Raw genomic sequence first — 22,359 nt, 5'->3', positions numbered from 1 at the left:
GGAGAAATCCATGGAGATTAAATGGCTCAAAACATTTATCATTGCAGCAAAGTACGAAAATTTTCGCAAAACTTCGGAAGAACTTTTTCTAACACAGCCCGCTATAACGAAACATATAAAGAGACTAGAAGAGAACCTGAACATTGAATTATTCGATCGGAATGGAAAAATAATTTCACTTACTTCAGCGGGTCTACATTATCTTCCATACGCAAGAGAAATAGTCGAAAAATACGAAAAAGGATTAGCCGATTTTGAATCATGGAAACAAGGATACAATCATAAGCTAGTAATTGCGACAGCACCACAAATAGCCTCATCTGTATTGCCTGCCATATTACGTCGCTTTATGGATGAAAACCCAAATATAGAAGTATTTATTAACGTACTTAAATCATATGAAATTGGTGAGGAAATTAGTGTGGGAAGAGCAGATTTAGGTTTAACGAGAATCAAGCCGATCCAAACAAATATACAGAGCCATATTGTACACGAAGAGCCTGTCATTTTAGTAGGACCTAATGAAGATAAAGTGAAGTTAGAAGATGAAAAAATCCTATTCGAAAAATACAGGGTCATCACTCATAATCATCCTGACTATTGGCGGAATTTGTTGAATGAAATTAAACGTCTTTATCCAACTGTTCGAACTATGCAAGTGAATCAAATAGAAATTACGAAACAATTTATCGAACAAGGACTTGGCATTTCATATTTACCATTTACAATGGTTAGGGATGAATTAAGAATGAATAAACTAATTCAAATAAAATCAGAACATATTCATCTACCTACATCCTCAACTTATGTCTTAACAAAAGTTGAAACAAATGAAGCGAATAAATTTATTCGATTTTTCAAAGGGGAAATGTCAAAGTTTTAGTCCGTTTTTTAAGTATTATATTCTTATCTCAAAAAAGTTTAATAATGATATAATATTGTCCCTTTTGAGCTTTATTAAGAAAGGTGTTTTGTCTTAAAACTACGTTTATAGGTTTAACAGGCTGTAATCTCTCCACATACAGAAGTTGCACTTTATCTGACATTTTGTATAATCTTAACTTTGTTTAAATAGGGAACTACTTGACAATAAAAATAAAATTTATTATTCTTTTACAAAAGTGATGAAAAAAATTATTCGTATAACTCCAATGATACGGTTTGGAGGTCTCTACCAGGAACCGATAATTCCTGATTACGAAGAAGGTACATGTACGTGTATTTTCTTCGTAATCAGGAATTTTTTTTACCTTTTACTTCTCAAATAACAAAAAAATGTGGAGGTTATTATGAAATTATCAGTGTTACCTAAAATTGAGCTTCATTGCCATTTAGATGGTAGTCTTAGACCTGAAACGGTCATTGATATAGCAAAGAGAGAAGGCATCAGCATTCCTTCTTTTGATCTTGAAGAAATACAGAGAGAACTCACGGCTCCAATAGAATGTGAATCTCTTGATGAATATTTGAAAAAATTCGCACTTCCTAATTTAGTCATGCAATCACAAGAAAATTTAAGAAGAATTGCCTTTGAGCTTTTGGAAGATGCTGCACAGGAAAATGTAAAATATATGGAGGTTCGATTTGCACCTTTACTCCACACAAAAAAAGGATTAGATGTAGAAGTAATCATACAAAGTGTCTTAGATGGAATGAAGGATGCCGAAGATCAATACGATATAAAAGGAAACTTAATACTTTCATGTATGAGAACGATGTCGGTAGATCATGCTTTTGAAGTCGTAGAAAAGGGTAAAAAATTCCTTGGAAAGGGAGTTGTTGCTATCGATTTATGTGCATCTGAAGAGGAAGGGTTTTGCAGAATTTTTGAAGCTCCGATTCGATTAGCTAAAGAATATGGCTATAGAGTAACAATCCATGCTGGTGAAACTGGAATAGGCACAAATGTACTAGAGGCTGTTAAACTTTTGGGCGCTGAAAGGATTGGACATGGCGTATTTATTAAAGATTGTGATGAAGCATATCATATAGTTAAGGAACAACAAGTTGTGCTTGAAATGTGCCCAACAAGTAATGTCCAAACAAAAGCAGTGAATAATTTTCGTGAACATCCAATCTATAATTTTCACAAAGATGGAATAAAAGTAACGATTAATACGGATAACAGAACAGTATCAGCTACAAATATGCTGAATGAATGCAATTTATTATTTAACGAATTTAATATGAGTCTTGAAGATTATAAACAAATTTATTTAAATAGTGTTGAAGCATGCTTTGCAGAATTAGAGACAAAGGAAATGCTGAAAAAGTATATATAATGGAGAAGATTAAACTGCCAGAACCAAGTAAATAGGGGTTCTGGCATTACACTTATTTAGAAAGCTCCTGAATTAGTTCTGAAAGTCTTATTAATCCTTTTTTTAGTTGGCCGGGCGATGCATAACTATAAGACAATCGAAGATGCTGTTGATCGTTTCGATCGTATACATTTCCAGGATTTAATAAAATCCCTTCATTCAAGGCTTTTTCAAATAATTTTCGGATTGAAATTTGTTTCTGAATCGAAAGCCAAATATAAAAACCGCCTTCAGGCATATTCCAAGTTGCTAAATCATGAAAATGTTTATGTAGTAATGCAATAGTAAAGTCTCTACGACATTTTAATTCTGCTCTAATCTTCTTGATGTGTTCATCATAAAAACCACTTGATAGCCACTCAGCTACGGCAAATTGAGATAATGAACTTGAGCCATAATCGGTTTGCATTTTAATATCTGATAAACGGTCGATTACAGGTTCTGGTCCTACAATCCAACCTATCCTTAAACCAGGGCCAACGGTTTTAGACATACTCCCCATATATAAGACAAGCCCCTGGTTATCTATAGCTTTTAATGGAATTGGTGGCGAACGTTCGAACCATAAATCCCCATAAACATCATCCTCGATAATCGGTAACCGGTCTTTTTTACAAACATTTAATAAATCTATTCGTCTATTTGCAGACATTAAAACACCTGTTGGGTTATGAAAAGATGGGATGGTATAGAGTAAAGCTCCGTTATGCTGCCTTTTGAACCTTCCTATCGAATCCGTTAAAAGCCAATCTTGATCCATAGGAATGCCAAGTAAGTTCATTCCTGCTGATTGAAAGACATGTACAGAGTTTAGGTAGGAAGGGGTTTCGAGAAGAATAGTTGACCCACGGTGTAATAAGCCTAAAGAGATTAATTGCAATGCTTGTAGCCCCCCTGATACTATCAATATCGAAGAAGGAGAGGCTATGATTCCCTTGGCTTTTAAATATTCACTTAATAATTCTCTTAAATGGATACTCCCTTTTGGTTCAGAATATCCTAAAGAAAATATTTTTGAACGACTTTGAAACATTTGTTGCATTTTTTCAGCAGGCAACAATTCGTGAGAAAGCTCTCCAGTGCCGAGTCGAATGATTTTGGGGTTCGATTCAGCTTTATTGATTTCTTGAATCATTTGTATGTTTGGCTGATAAGAACCGGACTTCACGTAACTATTCCAATCAGGTGGTGGAGTAGAAGCCAGAATACTCCAAGTGTTATTTACAACAATTGTTCCTTTTCCTACTTTTGACTCGATTAATCCATCGGCAGTTAACTCTCCTAGAGCATAGACAATCGTACTGCGATTCACTTGAAATTTTTTTGCTAGATCCCGTTGTGTTGGGATTCTAGTTCCGACTGACCACTCGCCGTTCATGATTTTACTTTGAATATATTCGTATATTTGTTGGTGAAGTGGCGTCTGAGACGATTTATTTAATGCCCATTCATCAGTCATAAAAAATACACTCCTCGCTTTATCCTAACTAACTCATTTAATTGCGGAACCTAGCCCCCTTAGGTCACTAGCTGTAATATCTGTAGCAAACTACGCGATGCTGTATTCCTTCTTATGGTTTTGGATGTTATAGCGTCTACGTTGCTCGGAAGACGTGAGTGATCCTAGTAGACGTTCCTTAAAGCAGTCGTCTCGCTTTTCGAAGTAAAAGCCCGATAGATGAGATACAGTGAAACGTACCTTTGTGGTTTTCAAAGCTAAGTTTGTGTCCAAAGGATATTGGTTACTCAGATGAAAGACTATAGGAAGCGGCGCACTTAGTCTTCAGGTTCCTAGTGTCGCTTTACCTATGCTGTGCGAAGGTATTAGCGACATTAGAACGGGACAAACGAACAGTGGGATGAAGAAAATCCCACTGTTTGAAGTTTCAATTTATCTATCCATTATAATCGATTGGTTGGATGTGATTCCAACCAATTGGTTGGAGACCTATTGAAATTTTTCTTATACAATGAAATCAATAATAAAGCAGGAGGAATAAAAATGTTAGAAGCAATACTTCATGGTTTTATCTTAGCGTTCGGATTAATTTTACCATTAGGAGTTCAAAATGTGTTTGTGTTTAACCAAGGAGCGGTCCAGCCTCAATTTTTGAGGGCATTACCAGTTATTGTTACAGCAGCCATTTGTGACACTCTATTAATTTCTTTAGCCGTTTTAGGAGTTTCTGTTGTTGTTCTTGAATATTACTGGTTAAAAACAATTCTTCTTACATCAGGTTGTTGTTTTTTAATTTATATGGGTTTTGTTACATGGCGGAGTACACCAATTGTTAAGGAGCAGAATAAAAACGTTACGTTCACTCCTAAAAAACAAATAGCATTCGCTATGTCTGTATCGTTGTTAAATCCACATGCGATTTTGGATACAATTGGCGTGATTGGCACAAGTTCATTAAACTATATTGGGATTGAAAAAGTCGCATTCACTGTTGTATGCATACTGGTTTCCTGGGCATGGTTTGTTAGTTTGGGGATTATAGGAAGAATAACAGGGAAATTGGATCAATCGGGTCGCTTTTTGGCCATTCTCAATAAAATTTCAGCAAGTGTTATGTGGGGAACAGCAGTCTATATAGGATCTATTTTGATAAAATAAATGTATTATATAAAGTGAAACTTCAATCAGTGCTGGGGGTTACTACCCCGTTAATTAGGAATAAATGATTTCCATTAACGAATGGATAATTCTACGATTCATCCATATACGAAAAGCGATTTTTGCGGTAAAGTTATTTGTAGTAGGATCTTGTTCAAAAAGGAGGGTGCACTGAAGTTGCCATCCGTGTTAATTATCGCCGAGAAGCCTGATCAAGGGGCAACTCTGGCTAAGCAATTTAAAACGAAAAAAAATCAAGGGTATATAGAAATTTTACCAAATGAGCTTTTTCCAGAAGGAGCTTATGTATCATGGGCGATTGGCCATCTAACAGAACTGATTTCACCTGAAAAATATAAGTCAGAATGGAAAAAATGGTCGCTTGATACGCTACCGATGATTCCTGAGAAGTTTCAATATGAAGTGACGAGATCGAAATATAAGCAATTTCAAGTAGTCAAAACGTTACTGCAAAAAGCTGAAGTGAAGGAAATCATCCATGCAGGAGATGCTGGTCGTGAAGGTGAATTAATCGTCCGTAATATAATCCAACTTAGTGGTTCAAAAAAACCAATGAAACGGCTTTGGATTTCATCACTTACACCAAAATCTATCTATGAAGGGTTCCAGCATTTATTAGCGGAACAAGAGACAAGGCCTTTGTTTCATGAAGCGTATACAAGAGCATGTGCAGACTGGACAGTTGGGATGAATGCTTCAAGAGTTTATAGTATACTCCTAAAGAAAAAAGGAATGAGCGACGTATTTTCAGCAGGCCGAGTTCAAACACCAACACTTGCTTTAATTGTGAAAAGGGAAAAAGAAATTGAACAATTTGTATCGAAGCCTTTTTGGGAAGTCATAGCTGACTTTAATATCGAAGGTGGAAAATATCAAGGGAAATGGCAGAAGAATCAGGAGACTCGTATTGACAATCAAGAGATGGCTGAGAAAATCGCTGCCTTTTGTAAAGGGAAAGATGCAAAAGTCACAGAAATGGCAACAGATCGCAAAGAATTTCTGCCACCGCTACTTTTCAATTTGTCTGCATTACAGGCAACCGCAAATAAAATGTATAAATTTCCGCCCAAAAAAACGCTTGATGTTTTACAAAGCCTCTATCAGAAAGGCATCGTATCCTATCCCAGATCAGACTCTAATTACGTAACAAAAGGAGAAGCGGAAACCTTTCCAGAAATCATGGACAAATTGAGTAGATTTGCCGACTATTCGAAGTATTTTCCACTGCCACAGCCATCAATTCTCCATAACAAACGCTTTGTCAATGAAAAAAAAGTGACCGATCATTACGCAATTATTCCAACCGAACAGGTGACTGATCCAGCACGCTTGTCGGATGATGAACGAAAAATGTACGATTTAGTCGTCAAAAGACTGATCGCTGCTCATTATGACAAAGCTATTTTTGATTATACGACTATAACGACAATGGTTGATCAACGGGCTGAATTTGTTTCAAAGGGTAAGCAGCAAATTCAAGAAGGTTGGCGAAAGGTCATTTTTAATAATGAGAAAGAAGACGAAGATATATTGCTTCCAAATGTCGAAAAAGAAGCTAGTGGTAAAGTAGTAAAGTGTAAAGTGAAAGAAGGAAAAACACAGCCACCAAAGCGTTATACAGAAGGTCAGCTCATTACACTTATGAAAACAGCAGGAAAGCATCTTGACAATGAGCAGCTTGAAAAAGTATTAATGAAAACAGAAGGTCTCGGAACTGAGGCAACAAGAGCTGGGATTATTACGATGCTGAAGGATCGTAAGTATATTACTGTGCAAAAAAATCAAGTCTTTGCGACAGATAAAGGGAAAGTATTAATTGAAGCGATTGGTGATAAAATCCTTGCATCACCAGAAATGACGGCCAAATGGGAACAGCGGCTTAGAGAAATAGGTGAAGGTAAAGCAGCTGCAGGAACATTTATGGAAGCCGTTAAGAAATTATCATCTAAAATCATATCTGATGCAATAGAAGCTTCAAATGAATGGGATTTCTCTCAATTTGATACAGAATCGATTCAACGAAAATCTACAAAAAGAAAGGGTTCTGCATCTTTGGGTAATTGTAAATTATGCGATGGAAAGGTAGTCGACAAAGGTAATTTCTACGGCTGCACAAATTATTCGACAACAAACTGCACATTTACCGTTTCGAAAAAAATACTTAACAAAAACATTACACAAGCAATCTTGAAAAAATTACTGAAAACAGGAGAAACAGATGTAATAGAAGGATTTGAAAAAGGAAACAAAACATTTCATGCAGCCTTGATTTGGGATGAACAATCAAAAAAAATTAGCTGGAAGTTTCCACAAGAAACGAATATCAATCAGTAAAGTCTTTCGTTTCATACTTGTTTAAGTAAGTTTAATATAGTAGAATTTTTTGTATATGTATAAAATTTTTCATACATTTTAGAGTTTAACCTTATACATATCTCATTTACCATCGTCTAGAGTGTGTCTTTTTGGTTTATACGTTATGGTAGAATAATTAATTGATGGTAGCCGAGACCTGAGACGATTGCAAAAATGATAAGAAAGTATAAGGTTTTTAATGAGTTTTGGTGTTTAGCGAAATCATCCTACATGACAATCCATTCTGGTGAGGAAAAGTCTACTCCTCATCTTAGTTAGCTTGTCTAATTTTAGAGTACACAGGATGCACTAACTTCGGCAACGACTCCTGGAAGAAATGGATTTAAGTCGAAGTTCCTTTATTGGCGCTATTCACTTTTCTTATGAATGGGAGGATTAATAAATGCCTACACCGAGCATGGAGGATTATATCGAGCAAATCTACTTATTAATAGAAGAAAAAGGATATGCTCGGGTTTCTGATATAGCGGAAAACCTGTCTGTTCATCCTTCCTCAGTTACGAAAATGGTACAAAAACTTGATCAAGAAAAATATCTAGTTTATGAAAAATATCGCGGACTTGTGCTTACTGCAAATGGAAAAAAAGTAGGGAAAAGGCTCGTATATCGTCATGACCTGTTAGAACAATTGTTACAGATTATCGGAGTAAAGGAAGAAAACATTTATCAAGATGTTGAAGGGATTGAACATCATTTAAGTTGGGATTCCATCGACCGAATTGGTGATTTAGTTGAGTATTTTCAAGAAGATCCACAACGAATGGAACAACTAAAAGCCATCCAAAAGAAAAATGAAGACGCAGAAAAATAAAAATAATTTAGGAGGTCTGACCTCGTACTTTACATACAGTATATTTATGTTTACTACTTATACTGTTATCGTATTGGCGAAGTCAGGCCACTTTCTGTTTTAATGACCTTATTATAAGTAGGCTATGTTAAAGCTCATTGTTGATTTTGGCACTATGTTGATCGGAAAGCGAAAGCCTTTCGTTCTAATCAACAGGCAAGTTTAACAGAGCCAATAAGTAAATGTTCGAATAAACTGAAACCTTTTTTACCACTTAACGTAAGAATAAGTAGCTAAATTACAAACTAGCGTGTATTATTTTCAGCAACATAATTAGAAGCACTTAAAGAGATGAGGTGGAAGCGTGACAATACATAATTGGCTTGATGATGCTTGTAAACAATGGGATCAATTTGCGCTTGATTGGTCAAAAAATTCACTAGAGATGTGGGAAACGGGAAGTAGACAGAGTATTATCCCTTTTTTTATAGAGTATGTTCCATCTGGGGCGAAAGTAGCTGATTTAGGTTGTGGCGATGGTTATGGGTCAATGAAGCTTGCTAGCTTAGGTTATCATGTTACTGGTCTTGATTTATCATCTGAAATGATTGAAATCGCTCATGCAAAGACGCAAGGAATGGATCATATCTCTTTTGTTCAAGGTGATTTAGCAAAACTACCTTTCCGGAATCAAGAATATGATGCTGTATTGGCAATAAACTCGCTAGAATGGACAGAAAATCCACTGCTTGCCCTAAAAGAGATGCATCGTGTTGTAAAGCAAGGTGGATATGGCTGCATAGGAATATTAGGGCCGACAGCTATGCCTAGAAAGAAGCATAGCTATCCAAAAATCCTTGGGAAAGATGTAATTATGAATACTTTGCAATCATGGGATTTAGAAAAATTAGCCTCGGACAATGGTTGGGAAATCATAGCAGATAAAGGTATTCCGAAGCGTGGTGTGGATTATACCAAACTTAATTATTTAGCAAAAGATTTACAGCAATCGCTTTCATTCACATGGTTATTTATGTTAAGAAAAAAATAATGGAGTTGATTAAGTTGGAAAAATTCAGAATCAATCAATTCATTGACGAAACCAAACAAGAAGATAAAGGGCAAGGATTGTTTGAATTGGAAACACCGAGAATACTTGAAATTAATCTTGAAAGCCAAATTTGGGCAAAGATGGGATCGATGATTTCTTACCGTGGCAATATTAAGTTTGAACGTGAAGGTATTCTTGAACATGGAATTGGGAAGCTATTTAAGAAGGCTTTTACAGGCGAGGGTGCACCCCTTATGAAAGCGACAGGGCAGGGTAAGCTATACGTTGCCGATCAAGGCAAGAAAATCTCAATATTAAATTTATATAATGAATCGGTAACAGTAAACGGCAATGACTTACTTGCATTTGAACCTAGTATCGATTGGGATATTAAGCTCATGCGAAAGGTTGCTGGATTATTGTCAGGAGGGCTTTTTAACGTGACGCTGAAAGGGACAGGAATGGTAGCCTTTACGTCTCATTATGAACCTCTAACTCTATTAGTTGAACCGGGAAATCCGGTATACACCGATCCAAATGCAACCGTTGCTTGGTCTGGTCACCTTGTTCCTGAGTTTGTTACAGATGTTTCATTGAAATCCTTTTTTGGTCGTGCAAGTGGTGAATCCATTCAAATGAAATTCCAAGGGAATGGCTTTGTAGTTGTACAGCCTTTCGAGGAAGTGTATCTTTCTCAACAAAGCTAAAAATTGGGTTGGATATGATCCCGCAATAATGGGCAGTAAGTTCTCAACATGAGGCTTAGAGAAATCGTAGAAGCATAGGTGAGGGAAAGGAAAACCCGAATGATGGAAGTTTCACTTTATTTTACTCTTTCTATGGTATAATGAATATAGAGAGGGAGTGTGACCGGTGTCCAATAAGAATAAGTTCCAACCAGGCGAAATTGTCAATCTTGGAGAGACTGGTGAAGAAGTAACGATCATGAAGTTTCAATATGTTCCGAAAATGAAAAAGTATACGTATGTAATCAAAGAAAAGCCGTCGACTTTTTATTTTGAGGAAGAACTTACAAAAATATGATGCAATGGATAGGAGACCAACTTAATACAAGTTGGTCTCTTTTAGCATGTGATTATTGGAGACGATAATCTTAATCCCATTCAAAAGGTGTCTCTTGATAGACATAATAATTGAGCCAATTTGAAAACAAAAGACTACTATGGCTTTTCCAACGATGAAGTGGTTTCTTTTCTGGATTGTCGTCTGGATAATAATTCTCAGGGATATCTGTTAAAATACCTTTGGCCTGATCACGTTTATATTCTTGCCCTAATGTACCTGCATCATATTCAAGATGTCCTGTAATCATAATCCTTTTACCATCTCTTGATGCGAGTAACAAGATTCCAGCTTGGTCTGATTGGGCAAGTACAATCAGTTTTTCATTGCTTAATAATTGTTCTGAATCAATGTCCGTGTACCTCGAATGTGGTGCTAAAAATTGATCATCAAAACCGCGGACAAGCCGTTCGTTTGGCTGAAGAACATCATGTGTAAAAATACCAAAACATTTTTTTGGTAACTCGTATTTGTTTATTCCATAATGATGATATAGAGCAGATTGTGCACCCCAGCATATATGTAAGGTCGATGTAACATGCTGAGTTGTCCAATCCATAATCGCCTGAAGTTCTTCCCAATAATCCACTTCCTCAAATTCAAGCTTTTCAACGGGAGCACCAGTAATGATCATCCCATCAAATTTATTGTTTTTCACTTCTGAAAAAGTCTTATAAAATTGATCTAAATGTAGCTTACTAGTGTTTTTTGCTTCATGTGAGGTTAATCGTAAAAATGAAACATTTACTTGAATTGGTGTGTTCCCTAAAAAGCGCAAGAGTTGGGCTTCCGTTTTTTCTTTCTCCGGCATTAAATTCAAGATAAGTATATTTAATGGACGGATGTCCTGCTTAGTTGCCAGCTCTTCTTCCATTACAAAAATATTCTCCTGTTCGAGAATCTGTTTGGCGGGTAATAAACCGGGAATTTTAATAGGCAATATATATCCTCCTCCACTATTTTTTTGAAATTAGAAAATTCTAATAAAACTTATTATATAGAAGTTTCTGTTAGAAGGCACCATTTTTTGACTGAAATTAGCATAATGATAGAATATTGCTTGTACAAAGTTTTAAAGTCATTCCTGCAATAAGTGTCCCTATGATAAAATATGAGGCTAAGATAAAATAAATGAAGAGGTGTGTTATGGTATTTGATCCTACTGCATTTGATAATATGAAAGTTATAGTTGAAGGAGCAGTTTATGATCGAGATTTAGATGGTGATATCCTTGTAACGAATCGAATGGATTTAGTAAACCTTGCAGATTTATCACGTGAGTTTGTAATTGAAATGAAGTTGAAACATACATGTGCTAAAAGAAAGATCAGTGCAGGAATTACACTTATATCAAAATTAGAAAACCTGAGTGCTGAATTACTACCAAAATCTAACTATGAATCTGCTTCAGGCTCAATCCTCAAAGTGATGGTTGCAATCCAAGATAAGTTGGATGAAATTCAAACTAAACAAGTAATGAATGTCCTTACTCATATTTGGGGAGAAACTCGTCTCATTGAAAAAACGGATTCCGAAACGATAAATAACCAGGAAAAGCAAGTTTTCTATACAACAAAATATACTTTTTCTTTTGGAAGATTAATTAAAGAAGAACAGATAGACGATCTTGTGGAAATTATTGATTATGTAATTGAAACGTTAGAGAAATTAGAACCTATATTCAAGTGAATTGTAAAAAATGGGAAAGTTAACATGAAATGATATACAATATATTTACTAGTTAAAGGGAGTGACATTGTATGTCTATATATCAATTTGACGTTAAAAAAATAAATGGCGAATATATTTCTATGGAGCAATTTAAAGAGAAAGTAGTAGTCATTGTTAATACTGCTAGTAAATGCGGCTTTGCAACACAATATAGTGAACTGCAGGCGTTATACGAACAATATCATGATGATGGCTTGGTCATACTTGGCTTCCCATGTAATCAATTTCTTTCACAAGAGCCTGGCGATAATCTTCAAATTGATTCGTATTGTAAATTGAATCATAGTATCACATTCCCGATGTTTGCTAAAATTGATGTGAATGGTAAAAACGCCCATCCTTTGTTTCAATATTTAACCGAACATGCTCCAGGAATGCTCGGTTCAAAGGGGATAAAATGGAATTTCACAAAATTTTTATTAGATCGTAACGGTAATATTGTCAGCAGATACGCTCCTCAAACGAAGCCTAAAGAATTAGAAGAAGATATTAAGTCGCTGCTCTTTTGAAACTGAATAATAGGAAATTCAAAATAGCCTGATTCTCAATCCGTCTGCTCAATATGCTGATACAGATTTCTGAGAATCAGGCTTTTTTAGAATGCCAAATTTTTTAGAATGCCAAATTTTTTATTAAGGTAAATGATTATTCCTGATCCATCATATAATTAGAAACAATTATATACATTTGGAGGGCATTCAAATGACTAAACGCATAGCCTGGGTAATGGACAGTACCGGTTACTTGGATGACGATTTACAGAAAAATGATGATATCTATATCGTTCCGATGGTTGTCATAATGGAAGGAAAAGAATATCGAGATGGAATTGATATTATCCCTAAAGAACTTTATCGTTTGATGGAAGAAGAGAAGGTGGCAGTTACAACGTCTCAGCCTTCTGTTGGAACCTTTATAGAATTGTATCAGTCACTTGAAGAACGGTATGATTGTATCATTTCTGTTCATTTATCGGGAAGCTTAAGCGGAACGGTTGATTCAAGTAGGCAAGCAGCTGCAATGGTTTCAATTCCTGTGTATGTATACGATACCCTTGTTATTTCTTATCCAATGACGATGGTTTTAAAAAAAATCATGAGTTACACTGAAAGAGGAATGGAGATCACGGATGCTTTACAGGAAGCTGAGAAATATAGTAAGAGTAATGAGACGTATGTATTGATTGGATCACTCGAACAACTCCATAGAAGTGGCCGGTTATCAGGTACTCAATATTTGCTCGGCAGTATGTTGAATTTCAAACCGATTATTTCGATAGAAAATGGCATACTTGCTACCATCGCAAAAGTGAGAAGTGAGAAAAAGGCAGAAGAGCGGATTTTTGATCTATTTAAAAAAGCATATACTTCAAAAGAAGTGAAGGAGTGCTGCTTGTTATTTGGTGCTTCGCTTACACAGACTGATAAATGGCGTAAAGTCATTAATGAAATCGATTCAAGCATCATCATCCATGCCTACCCAATAGGGAGTTCTGTAGGTGTTCATGCAGGACCAAAGACTCTTGGATTATCTTGGTTTAATGAAGAATGACCAAAGTGTTCTAGCATGATACAATATGAAAGAAAGTACAGGGAGTGCATGATGAATAAAAGCCTAATAGAAGAAGCGGAAATTTTTGTGAAGAGTAGACTTGGAAATGACATAACAGGTCATGATTGGTTCCATATAGACAGAGTAAGAAAAATGGCCATACATATTGCCTGTGAAGAGCATAAGGGTCATTTACCTACAATTGAGTTAGCTGCATTATTGCATGATATACCTGATCGTAAATTACATGAATCAAAAGCAGATGGCTGGCGTATAATGAATGATTGGTTTCTTCATTCTAACATGGATAATGAGACCGTTGATAAGATCACAGCCATTATCGATTCAATTTCTTTTAGTAAAGGACAAATCGCACTTCCTTCCATTGAAGCTAAAATTGTGCAAGATGCCGATCGTTTGGACGCAATTGGCGCAATTGGAGTTGCAAGAACATTCGCATATGGTGGAAGTGTAGGGAATCCAATCTATCATCCAGATTTAGATACAATTGAGGCAAAGCAATCAACGATCCAGCATTTTTATGATAAATTATTAAAGATAGCGGATCAATTACATACAAACACAGCAAAAGAATTAGCCAAAAAGCGACATCAGTATATGCAGGAGTTTTTACAGCAATTTTATATAGAATGGGATGTACGATTATGAAAGTTTTTGCAATGGAAAACGTAACAAAAATGCAAGGTGAAAAATTAGTCTTTGAAAACCTTTCTTTTTCAATTTCTGAAGGCAATAAAATTGGAATCATCGGTGTAAATGGAACAGGAAAATCAACACTATTAAATATTATTGCTGGAATTGAGGAAGCTGACACTGGGGAAAAGGATCATCCGAACGATTACTCTATTTCATATTTATCTCAGGATCCAGATTTTCCAAATGACATGACAATAATTGATTTTCTTTATGCAAGTGACTACCCTGTTTTTAAAGTCATTAAAGAATATGAAAACACCCTACAAAAGTTGCAAAACGATCCGGATAATACCGACATACAGAACCGGTTATTAAAGCAACAGCAGGAAATGGATGCATTAAATGCATGGGATACAAGCGCTGACGCTAGAGCGATATTAACAAAACTTGGACTCCCTGATTTTTCAAGGAAAATAGCTGAGCTGTCAGGTGGACAAAAAAAGCGGGCGGCTTTAGCGAAAACGCTAATTGAAACAACCGATTTGCTCATCCTTGATGAACCAACGAATCACCTTGATTATGACAGTATTAAATGGTTGCAGGAATATTTAGTGAAATCAAAGCGAGCCGTTCTCTTTGTAACTCATGACCGATATTTCCTTGATACGGTTTCGGATAAAATTTGGGAGCTTAGTGGTGGTAGCCTATTTGAATACAAAGGTAATTATGGTGATTTTCTAGAGGCAAAAGCAATCCGAGAAGAAAATGAAGCAATTGAACAAAACAAAAAGGAAAGCTTATTTAAAAAGGAATTAGCCTGGATAAGAAAAGGTGCAAAAGCGAGAACGACAAAGCAAAAAGCAAGAATCCAGCGTTTTGAAACGCTAGAATCGGATGTGCAAAATAAATCGCAACAAGGGTCACTTGATATTGAATTAAGCGGGGCACGCCTAGGGAAAAAAGTGTTGGAGCTAGAGTCCATCTCGAAGTCATATGGCAACCACACTATCCTACATAACTTCTCCTATTTATTTAAACGAGGAGATAGAATTGGCATCGTCGGTCAAAATGGAACAGGAAAATCGACTTTGCTAAATATTTTGGCCGGTAGAGTGAAAATCGATTCTGGTGTGATTGAAACAGGACAAACTGTGAAAATCGGCTACTATACACAGGAAAGTGAAGATATGGATGAAAGCATGCGGATGATCGAGTATATTCGCGAAACAGCTGAATCGATTGCCTTGAAAGATGGTAGCTATATTTCTGCCGCTCAAATGCTCGAGCGATTTCTCTTTCCTCTACATACACATGGAACGCCAATCCGCAAGCTTTCAGGTGGAGAAAAGCGTCGACTTTACTTATTGAAGATTTTAATGTCAGCTCCAAATGTACTCCTTTTGGATGAGCCAACCAATGATCTTGATACTCAGACATTGACTGTACTTGAGGATTATTTAGAGACATTCCCTGGAGTGGTCGTTACTGTTTCGCATGATCGTTACTTTCTTGATAAAGCATGCTCACAACTTTTTGTTTTCAAAGGAAAAGCTGTTGTCAGTCATTATTACGGTAGCTATTCTGAGTTTTTAGAAGAAAAAGTAACAGTTGAGCCTATGCAAGAGAAACCTGTTGTTCAAGTACAACAACGTCCTGATAAAAAGAAAAAGAAATTGACCTATGCTGAAACGAAAGAGTGGGAAGAAATTGAAGAGAAAATGGAAAAAGCCGAGGAACGTTTAACAAGCATCACTGCAGAAATGGCAACGGCTGGAAGTGATTTTGAAAAACTCCGAATCTTAATGGAAGAGGAGACAGAAGTTAAAGAAAAGCTTGATTATATGCTTGAACGTTGGGAATACTTAGCGGAAAAATTAGAGGAATAAGCAGGTCACGTATGAGCATTAATTCACTCCGAACCGCCTAAACCATAGATTATGATAAACTATAGTCATATCCTAAAAATATGTGTAAAGGAGCGAACGTATGAATATTATATCGATTGAACCTACACCAAGTCCAAACACAATGAAAATTAACTTGGCCGAAGAGCTACCAGCTGGTATAAGCAATAACTATAAAAAAGAGGAAGCTGAAAAAGCGCCATCTTTAATCAGAGAAATTTTATATATCGATGGTGTGAAGGGTGTTTATCATGTTGCCGATTTTTTAGCCATTGAACGAAATGGTAAATTTGATTGGCAAGAAATCTTGATTAAAGTTCGCCAAGTATTCGGTGAAGATACAAGAAATGAAGAAGTGGGATCGACTATTCTCGATCATTATGGAGAAGTCAATGTTTCGATTTTACATTTCAAAGGATTACCATATCAAATCAAGCTAAACGACGGAAATAGTGAAAAGCGCTATGCTCTTCCGGATTCTTTTGCCCAAGCTGTTCAAGCAGCACAGAAACAAGATGATAATGTTGTTTTGCTAAGAAAATGGAAAGACTATGGTGTCAGATACGGAGATATGGATGCAATTGGTGCAGAAGTATCTGAGGAACTTATAGCTGCGTATCCGCCAGAACGGATAAATGAACTTGTAGCTGCGGCTAAGCAAGAGAACGACAATAAAAAAGAACTAGTAAAACGGACTAAAATTAAGCTTACCGCAGAAATGCTTGAGGATGAAAATTGGGAAAAACGCTATCAGGCACTTGAGCAAATGGAAGATCCGACAATTGAGGATATTCCATTGTTAAAAAAAGCTTTGTCAGACAGTAAAGTTTCTGTACGTAGAGAAGCGGTCGTATTACTAGGAATGATTGAAGATCGAAAAGTATTACCTGCACTATATATGGGCTTAAATGATAAAAATCCTGCTGTGAGAAGAACGGCTGGTGATTGCTTATCTGATCTCGGATTTGCGGAAGCGATGACGGAAATGGCATCTGCCTTAAAAGATAAAAGTAAAATTGTTAGATGGCGTGCTGCAATGTTCCTCTATGAATCTGGTGATAAAAGCGTATTATCTGCTTTAAAAGAAGCGGAAAAAGATTCAGAATTCGAAGTGGCTTTGCAAATAAAAATGGCTATTGACCGAATTGAAAATGGGGAAGAAGCGAAAGGGTCCGTTTGGAAGCAAATGACAGATGCGCGACTTACGGAAGTAGAAAATAGCGAAAAATAAGGGTAAACAGAGGATGTTTTAGAGGGTCAGACCTCACACACTATAGATGTTTATTGTGTCATATACACGTCAAATAAACAATATAGTCGATGTGGGATCTGACCTTTTTGTATGAAGGATATGTGGACGGGGCTTCGTGACTTACTAATATAGCCAATCTACTTAGCGGGTATACTTAATTTTTATAAAGAATGCATCCAAAATCGGCTACGCACCGCCACGATTGTGATTAGGTGTGTGTAGTGTGCTACAGGCTGGAACCTTCATAGTAAATGGTGGAGTTTTGTATGGAATAGCCATATTTCGATATTATTTGAGTTTTTTTCATTTTCTTTTCTTGGCTTTTATGTTAGAATTTTTGGATAATAATAAATAATCTTATTTATTCACATAACATAATAAATTGGGGGTCTTTCAGCAATGTCTACGCCAAAAATGAGAAGTGACATGATTACACAAGGTATCGACCGAGCTCCACACCGTAGTTTGTTACGTGCAGCCGGCGTTAAAGAAGAAGATTTCGGAAAGCCGTTTATCGCAGTTTGTAACTCTTATATCGATATTGTTCCAGGTCATGTACATTTGCAGGAATTTGGAAAAATTGTAAAGGAAGCGATTCGCGAAGCGGGCGGCGTACCTTTTGAATTCAATACAATCGGGGTTGATGATGGAATTGCAATGGGGCATATTGGTATGCGCTATTCATTGCCAAGTCGTGAGATTATTGCTGATTCAATTGAAACTGTTGTTTCTGCGCATTGGTTCGATGGAATGGTTTGTATTCCTAACTGTGACAAAATTACGCCTGGGATGATGATGGCGGCACTTCGTGTCAATATTCCAACAATGTTTGTTAGCGGTGGACCAATGAAAGCTGGTGTGGATAAAGATGGTAACCCACTTAACTTAAACTCTGTTTTTGAAGGGGTTGGAGCTTACCAAGCTGGTAAAATTGATGAAGCAAAATTACAAGAGATTGAGCAATTTGCTTGTCCTACATGTGGTTCTTGTTCTGGTATGTTTACTGCAAACTCCATGAACTGCTTGGCAGAAGGTCTTGGTCTTGCCCTACCTGGTAATGGTACAATTTTAGCTGTAGCTCCCGAACGTAAAGAGTTTGTTAAACGCTCAGCTACGCAATTAATGGAGCTTATCAAAAAGGATATTAAACCACGTGATATCGTAACAATCGATGCAATTGATAATGCATTTGCGTTGGACATGGCGATGGGTGGTTCAACAAACACAGTACTTCATACACTTGCATTAGCACATGAAGCTGGAATTGAGTATTCATTAGAACGTATCAATGAAATTGCAAGTCGTGTACCTCATCTTGCAAAAATCGCTCCTGCATCAGATTATCACATTGAAGATGTTCATAACGCAGGAGGCGTTAGTGCCATCATCAATGAGATTCTTAAAAAGCCGGGTGCAATCAATGGTGATTGCCTAACTGTATCTGGTAAAACATTACGTGAAAATGTTGCTGGGGCTGAAATCTTGGACAAAAATGTTATTCGTCCATTAGACAATCCTTATTCTGAGCGAGGCGGCCTTGCTGTATTATTCGGTAACTTAGCGCCAAATGGTTCAGTTATTAAAGTTGGAGCTGTCGATCCAGCAGTAGGCGGCTATCATAGAGGTCCAGCAATCTGCTTCGATTCTCAAGAAGATGCCCTTTCTGGAATCATCACTGGTAAAGTAAAAGAAGGACATGTTGTCGTGATCCGTTATGAAGGACCTAAAGGTGGGCCAGGAATGCCTGAGATGTTAGCACCTACTTCGCAAATTGTCGGCAGAGGTCTTGGCGCTAAAGTTGGTCTTATTACTGATGGTCGTTTCTCAGGTGCATCAAGAGGAATTTCAATTGGTCATATTTCTCCAGAAGCTGCAGAAGGTGGTCCAATTGCATTTGTAGAAAACGGCGATATTATCGAATTAGATTTAAATAATCGTACAATCCAATTAGAAATTTCAGATGAAGAATTTGAAAAACGTAAAGCAAATTGGCGAGGTTTTGAACCAAAAGTAAAAACTGGTTATTTAGCACGCTACTCTAAGCTCGTTACAAGTGCTAACACAGGTGGCGTATTAAAAATCTAAGCAGATGAAGTTAATCTACACTTGTTAAAGAAGGGTCGGAGTTCACACTCTAAATTAGAAGAAAGTGTTTAGACACGAATTTTCTAATAAGAGTTGGGCCTGGCCCTTTTTAATTTGGAATTGTAAAATTCAAACCTATTCAAGAAGTAGTGGAGCAGTCGGTTAACTATTTTGAAAAAATGAGCGGATTATCTAACTTAAACGTATTATAGACGATTCACTTTTTTGCATATTTGTTAATATGTATAGTATTCTTATGGTGTATCGGAAAATAAAGGAGGCAACTACCTATGTCAATGGCATATGAAGAATATATGAAACAAATGGTAAAACCAATGCGAGCAGAGCTTGTTCAAGCGGGGTTTACGGAAATTACTACTGCTGAGGAAGTAGACAACTTTATGAATACAGTAAAAGATGAAACAACTCTTGTTGTAGTGAATTCGGTATGCGGATGTGCAGCAGGAATAGCCCGCCCAGCAGCAACTCAAGCAGTATTAAATTCGGCTAACAAACCAGATCATATCGTTACAGTGTTTGCAGGCCAAGATAAAGACGCTACGGCAAAAATGCGTGAATATTTCACAGGATATGAACCATCATCCCCGTCTATGGCTTTATTAAAAGGAAAAGAAGTGATTCACTTCATTCCACGTCATGATATAGAAGGGTTTCCGATGGAAGCGGTAATGGAGAATCTTCTCACAGCATTTGAAGAAATGAAATAAGCTATTATTAAGCATGTAGAGACTTATCTCTAAAGGGCTTGTCCTTTTAGATAAGTCTCTACTGCTATTTAGTTGACTAAAAGGAGAGCAATCATGTTTGTCACAACAGCTGGACGCACTGATGAAATACATACTGAACGAGCTAAAAGTATTGCCGCTCAATTTTCACTACCGTTTTACAAGAGGAATAAACGGTCTTTAAATAGAATGCATCAAGATTATGGGATGGACTGTTTGGTTGTCGGGAAAAACAAACTTGAACTTCATACAATTTCTGGGGGTTCACCTTTCTTTTTTCATCCGAATATTGCAATGATTCGTATCAAACGAATGATGAACGGCGAAGATGATCCGTATATAACAGCTGCTAGAATTGAAAAAGGGTCTTCTATTCTCGACTGTACACTCGGATTAGGTTCAGATGCCATTATTGCGAGTTACGTCTCAGGTGCTTGTGGGGAAATTAGAGCGATTGAAGAAAATTCGATCATCTCCTTTATTGTTAAAGAAGGACTATTGCAGTGGGAAAGTGGGATCGAACTTATGGATGCTGCAATGAAAAGAATTCAGATTGAAACAGGTAATCATCATGAGGTTTTAAAAAAGCTTCCAGATAACAGCTTCGATGTGGTGTACTTTGATCCGATGTTTGAAGAGCGTATTGAAGAATCAGAAGGTATAAATGGGTTGGCACAATTTGCATCCTATAATGATTTACAACTAGAAACAATTGAGCAGGCAAAGCGCGTTGCGAAAAATCGAGTCGTGCTAAAGGATCATTTCAGAAGCAAACGATTTGAGAAATTGGGGTTCACAACAATCAAAAGGAAAACCTCATTATTTCATTATGGGTATATTCAATTATAAAAGAAACTCGTCGTTGCTCTTTAAGACGAGTTTCTTCAAGTTTGAATTTCAGTCAATTGAAAAAGCAAGAGAATACTTAAAAAGGGCCTGACCTAGTATATCGTGTTAATAATACATTAATAACATTGTATGTAGAGTTATAGCGACTACTTATCCTCTAGGATCAGGCTATTAAAATAACAAAAACCACTTCTTTTTTCAGATTAGAACAAAAGAAGAATTGGAATAGTTTTATACATAGTCTTCCCGTTGATCAATCGGCAATCGCTTCATAAATGAAATAAACAAGTGAAATTACGACGAGTATCAAAAGTGCTGACGCTTCCATAGGTGAATTCCTCCTTTACAAAACAATGGATTACAATATATAGTTCTACATCAGGTATGCAAAATCCTTCATTTTCTTTTACACAATAAAAAAATGGTCATTCTTTATTATAGACAAACATGCCATCAAAATGAAATTTAGCATACATTTTTTTCGTAATTTCCTAAGAAATCCCGTATACTAGAAATTAGATTATACAAATGGCTAGTCATGTATGCCGATAACTGAAAATTGACGTGAATAGCTAATAAAGGCAGGAAATAATACTTTTTGTAACTTCATTGATACGTGAAGGAGGTGGGAAATCATCATGAAGAAATCGAAATGGTTGAAGAAAAGCTTAGTTGTATTAGTAACTGTTCTAACATTCGGAATGGTTTCTCCTTCTGATATATCCTGGCTTACTGAAGCACATCCGAATAAACACCCAAAGAAAAATATTTTTGAAGAAACGGAAAGTACAAGCTATTCCTTAATCGAATCAGCTGATGACTCGATATCACCAAGTATATTTGACCGAAGTGAGTTTATTGAATCGATCATGACAAAGGCCGAGGAACATGCCTTTACGAAATTCGGTGAAAAGATTGGTCCGAAGATTGAAGATGAATTTAAATTTGCTGTTTTACCAAAAATTGAAGAGGCCATTACACAAATGGCAGTAAACTTCCCTGATGAAGAGCTTGTTCAGTTAACTATATCTAAAGGACCTTCTTCAGGACGAAGTGAGAAGATTTTTCACCTTTATAACGAAAATACTGGAAAAGATATTATTCGTTTTCATGTTAGACAAGAGAATCCACCGCAAGAAGGATATTGGTTCAATTTTCACTATCATACGTATCATGATGAATTCGCTACACACTATGCTTTAGGTAAAATTTATTGGGATAAAAATACACCTCCGAAATGGTCGGAGCAAACTTATTTTTCTTGAAGATGCTTATCCCATAATAGCGGGCAGTAAAACCCCCACCGATTTAAGATTAACAATAAT

Annotated in this window: 20 protein-coding genes and 1 riboswitch; of the genes, 18 read left to right on the top strand and 2 right to left on the bottom strand. The window is 36.5% G+C overall.

From position 1 onward, the window contains the following. Nucleotides 1-10: 10 nt before the first annotated feature. Nucleotides 11-883 (top strand): LysR family transcriptional regulator, encoded by an 873-nt coding sequence (locus V179_RS0111005; protein ID WP_028391491.1) that lies wholly within the window; start codon nt 11-13, stop codon nt 881-883. A 235-nt stretch (nt 884-1,118) separates the two neighbouring features. Beyond that, nucleotides 1,119-1,218: riboswitch (purine riboswitch) on the top strand. Between the two features lie 71 nt (nt 1,219-1,289). Then, the gene (add, locus tag V179_RS0111000; protein WP_028391490.1) at nt 1,290-2,282 is read left to right on the top strand and encodes an adenosine deaminase; all 993 of its coding nucleotides are present in this window, start codon (nt 1,290-1,292) and stop codon (nt 2,280-2,282) included. A gap of 52 nt (nt 2,283-2,334) precedes the next feature. Here add and V179_RS0110995 read toward each other — a convergent pair whose 3' ends face one another. Continuing rightward, nucleotides 2,335-3,780 carry an aminotransferase-like domain-containing protein gene (locus V179_RS0110995; protein WP_028391489.1) on the bottom strand — a complete coding sequence of 482 codons (1,446 nt, stop codon included), beginning with the start codon at nt 3,778-3,780 and terminating at the stop codon, nt 2,335-2,337. Nucleotides 3,781-4,323: 543 nt separating this feature from the next. Between V179_RS0110995 and V179_RS0110990 the strand changes: the two genes are divergently transcribed. The 6 genes from V179_RS0110990 to V179_RS31310 all read left to right on the top strand — a co-directional run bounded on the left by V179_RS0110990 (nt 4,324) and on the right by V179_RS31310 (nt 10,220). Beyond that, entirely contained in the window at nt 4,324-4,938 is a 615-nt protein-coding gene (locus tag V179_RS0110990; RefSeq protein WP_028391488.1) for a LysE/ArgO family amino acid transporter, read from the top strand. A gap of 186 nt (nt 4,939-5,124) precedes the next feature. Further along, nucleotides 5,125-7,293 (top strand): DNA topoisomerase III, encoded by a 2,169-nt coding sequence (locus V179_RS0110985; protein ID WP_034301545.1) that lies wholly within the window; start codon nt 5,125-5,127, stop codon nt 7,291-7,293. Between the two features lie 424 nt (nt 7,294-7,717). Then, the gene (gene mntR / locus V179_RS0110980; RefSeq protein ID WP_028391486.1) at nt 7,718-8,146 is read left to right on the top strand and encodes a transcriptional regulator MntR; all 429 of its coding nucleotides are present in this window, start codon (nt 7,718-7,720) and stop codon (nt 8,144-8,146) included. A 343-nt stretch (nt 8,147-8,489) separates the two neighbouring features. Further along, nucleotides 8,490-9,176 carry a class I SAM-dependent methyltransferase gene (locus tag V179_RS0110975; protein WP_028391485.1) on the top strand — a complete coding sequence of 229 codons (687 nt, stop codon included), beginning with the start codon at nt 8,490-8,492 and terminating at the stop codon, nt 9,174-9,176. Between the two features lie 14 nt (nt 9,177-9,190). Next, nucleotides 9,191-9,883, top strand: coding sequence for an AIM24 family protein (locus V179_RS0110970; RefSeq protein ID WP_028391484.1), 693 nt, complete (start codon nt 9,191-9,193; stop codon nt 9,881-9,883). 166 nt (nt 9,884-10,049) lie between these two features. Next, nucleotides 10,050-10,220, top strand: coding sequence for a hypothetical protein (locus V179_RS31310; protein WP_182503122.1), 171 nt, complete (start codon nt 10,050-10,052; stop codon nt 10,218-10,220). 70 nt (nt 10,221-10,290) lie between these two features. On the opposite strand, the gene metA is transcribed toward V179_RS31310, so the two are convergent. Further along, nucleotides 10,291-11,199 carry a homoserine O-acetyltransferase MetA gene (gene metA, locus V179_RS0110960; RefSeq protein ID WP_028391483.1) on the bottom strand — a complete coding sequence of 303 codons (909 nt, stop codon included), beginning with the start codon at nt 11,197-11,199 and terminating at the stop codon, nt 10,291-10,293. 206 nt (nt 11,200-11,405) lie between these two features. Between metA and V179_RS0110955 the strand changes: the two genes are divergently transcribed. From V179_RS0110955 to V179_RS0110910, 10 genes are all read left to right on the top strand, one after another. Continuing rightward, nucleotides 11,406-11,948 carry a hypothetical protein gene (locus V179_RS0110955; protein WP_034301038.1) on the top strand — a complete coding sequence of 181 codons (543 nt, stop codon included), beginning with the start codon at nt 11,406-11,408 and terminating at the stop codon, nt 11,946-11,948. A 71-nt stretch (nt 11,949-12,019) separates the two neighbouring features. Then, entirely contained in the window at nt 12,020-12,499 is a 480-nt protein-coding gene (locus V179_RS0110950; protein WP_028391481.1) for a glutathione peroxidase, read from the top strand. Between the two features lie 193 nt (nt 12,500-12,692). Further along, complete coding sequence (locus V179_RS0110945) at nt 12,693-13,541, top strand: DegV family protein (protein WP_034301035.1); 849 nt, start codon at nt 12,693-12,695, stop codon at nt 13,539-13,541. 51 nt (nt 13,542-13,592) lie between these two features. Then, nucleotides 13,593-14,210 carry an HD domain-containing protein gene (locus tag V179_RS0110940; RefSeq protein WP_028391479.1) on the top strand — a complete coding sequence of 206 codons (618 nt, stop codon included), beginning with the start codon at nt 13,593-13,595 and terminating at the stop codon, nt 14,208-14,210. Further along, entirely contained in the window at nt 14,207-16,084 is a 1,878-nt protein-coding gene (locus V179_RS0110935; protein WP_028391478.1) for an ABC-F family ATP-binding cassette domain-containing protein, read from the top strand. The genes V179_RS0110940 and V179_RS0110935 overlap by 4 nt, the downstream gene beginning before the upstream one ends. A 100-nt stretch (nt 16,085-16,184) precedes the next feature. Next, the gene (locus V179_RS0110930; protein ID WP_028391477.1) at nt 16,185-17,333 is read left to right on the top strand and encodes a conserved virulence factor C family protein; all 1,149 of its coding nucleotides are present in this window, start codon (nt 16,185-16,187) and stop codon (nt 17,331-17,333) included. Nucleotides 17,334-17,753: 420 nt separating this feature from the next. Further along, a complete protein-coding gene (gene ilvD, locus V179_RS0110925) occupies nt 17,754-19,439 on the top strand; it encodes a dihydroxy-acid dehydratase (protein ID WP_200868668.1) in 1,686 nt (561 codons plus the stop codon). A 290-nt stretch (nt 19,440-19,729) separates the two neighbouring features. Next, a complete protein-coding gene (locus V179_RS0110920) occupies nt 19,730-20,167 on the top strand; it encodes a BrxA/BrxB family bacilliredoxin (protein WP_028391475.1) in 438 nt (145 codons plus the stop codon). Nucleotides 20,168-20,260: 93 nt separating this feature from the next. Beyond that, complete coding sequence (locus V179_RS0110915; protein ID WP_028391474.1) at nt 20,261-21,034, top strand: class I SAM-dependent methyltransferase; 774 nt, start codon at nt 20,261-20,263, stop codon at nt 21,032-21,034. A gap of 638 nt (nt 21,035-21,672) precedes the next feature. Next, a complete protein-coding gene (locus tag V179_RS0110910) occupies nt 21,673-22,299 on the top strand; it encodes a YpjP family protein (RefSeq protein ID WP_028391473.1) in 627 nt (208 codons plus the stop codon). The last annotated feature ends 60 nt before the right edge of the window (nt 22,300-22,359 follow it).

The organism is Bacillus cihuensis (genome assembly GCF_000504145.1).
Classification (GTDB): domain Bacteria; phylum Bacillota; class Bacilli; order Bacillales; family DSM-1321; genus Peribacillus; species Peribacillus huizhouensis.
The sequence above is the reverse complement of the archived record's forward strand: the minus strand, read 5'-3'. Positions and strand labels throughout refer to the sequence as shown.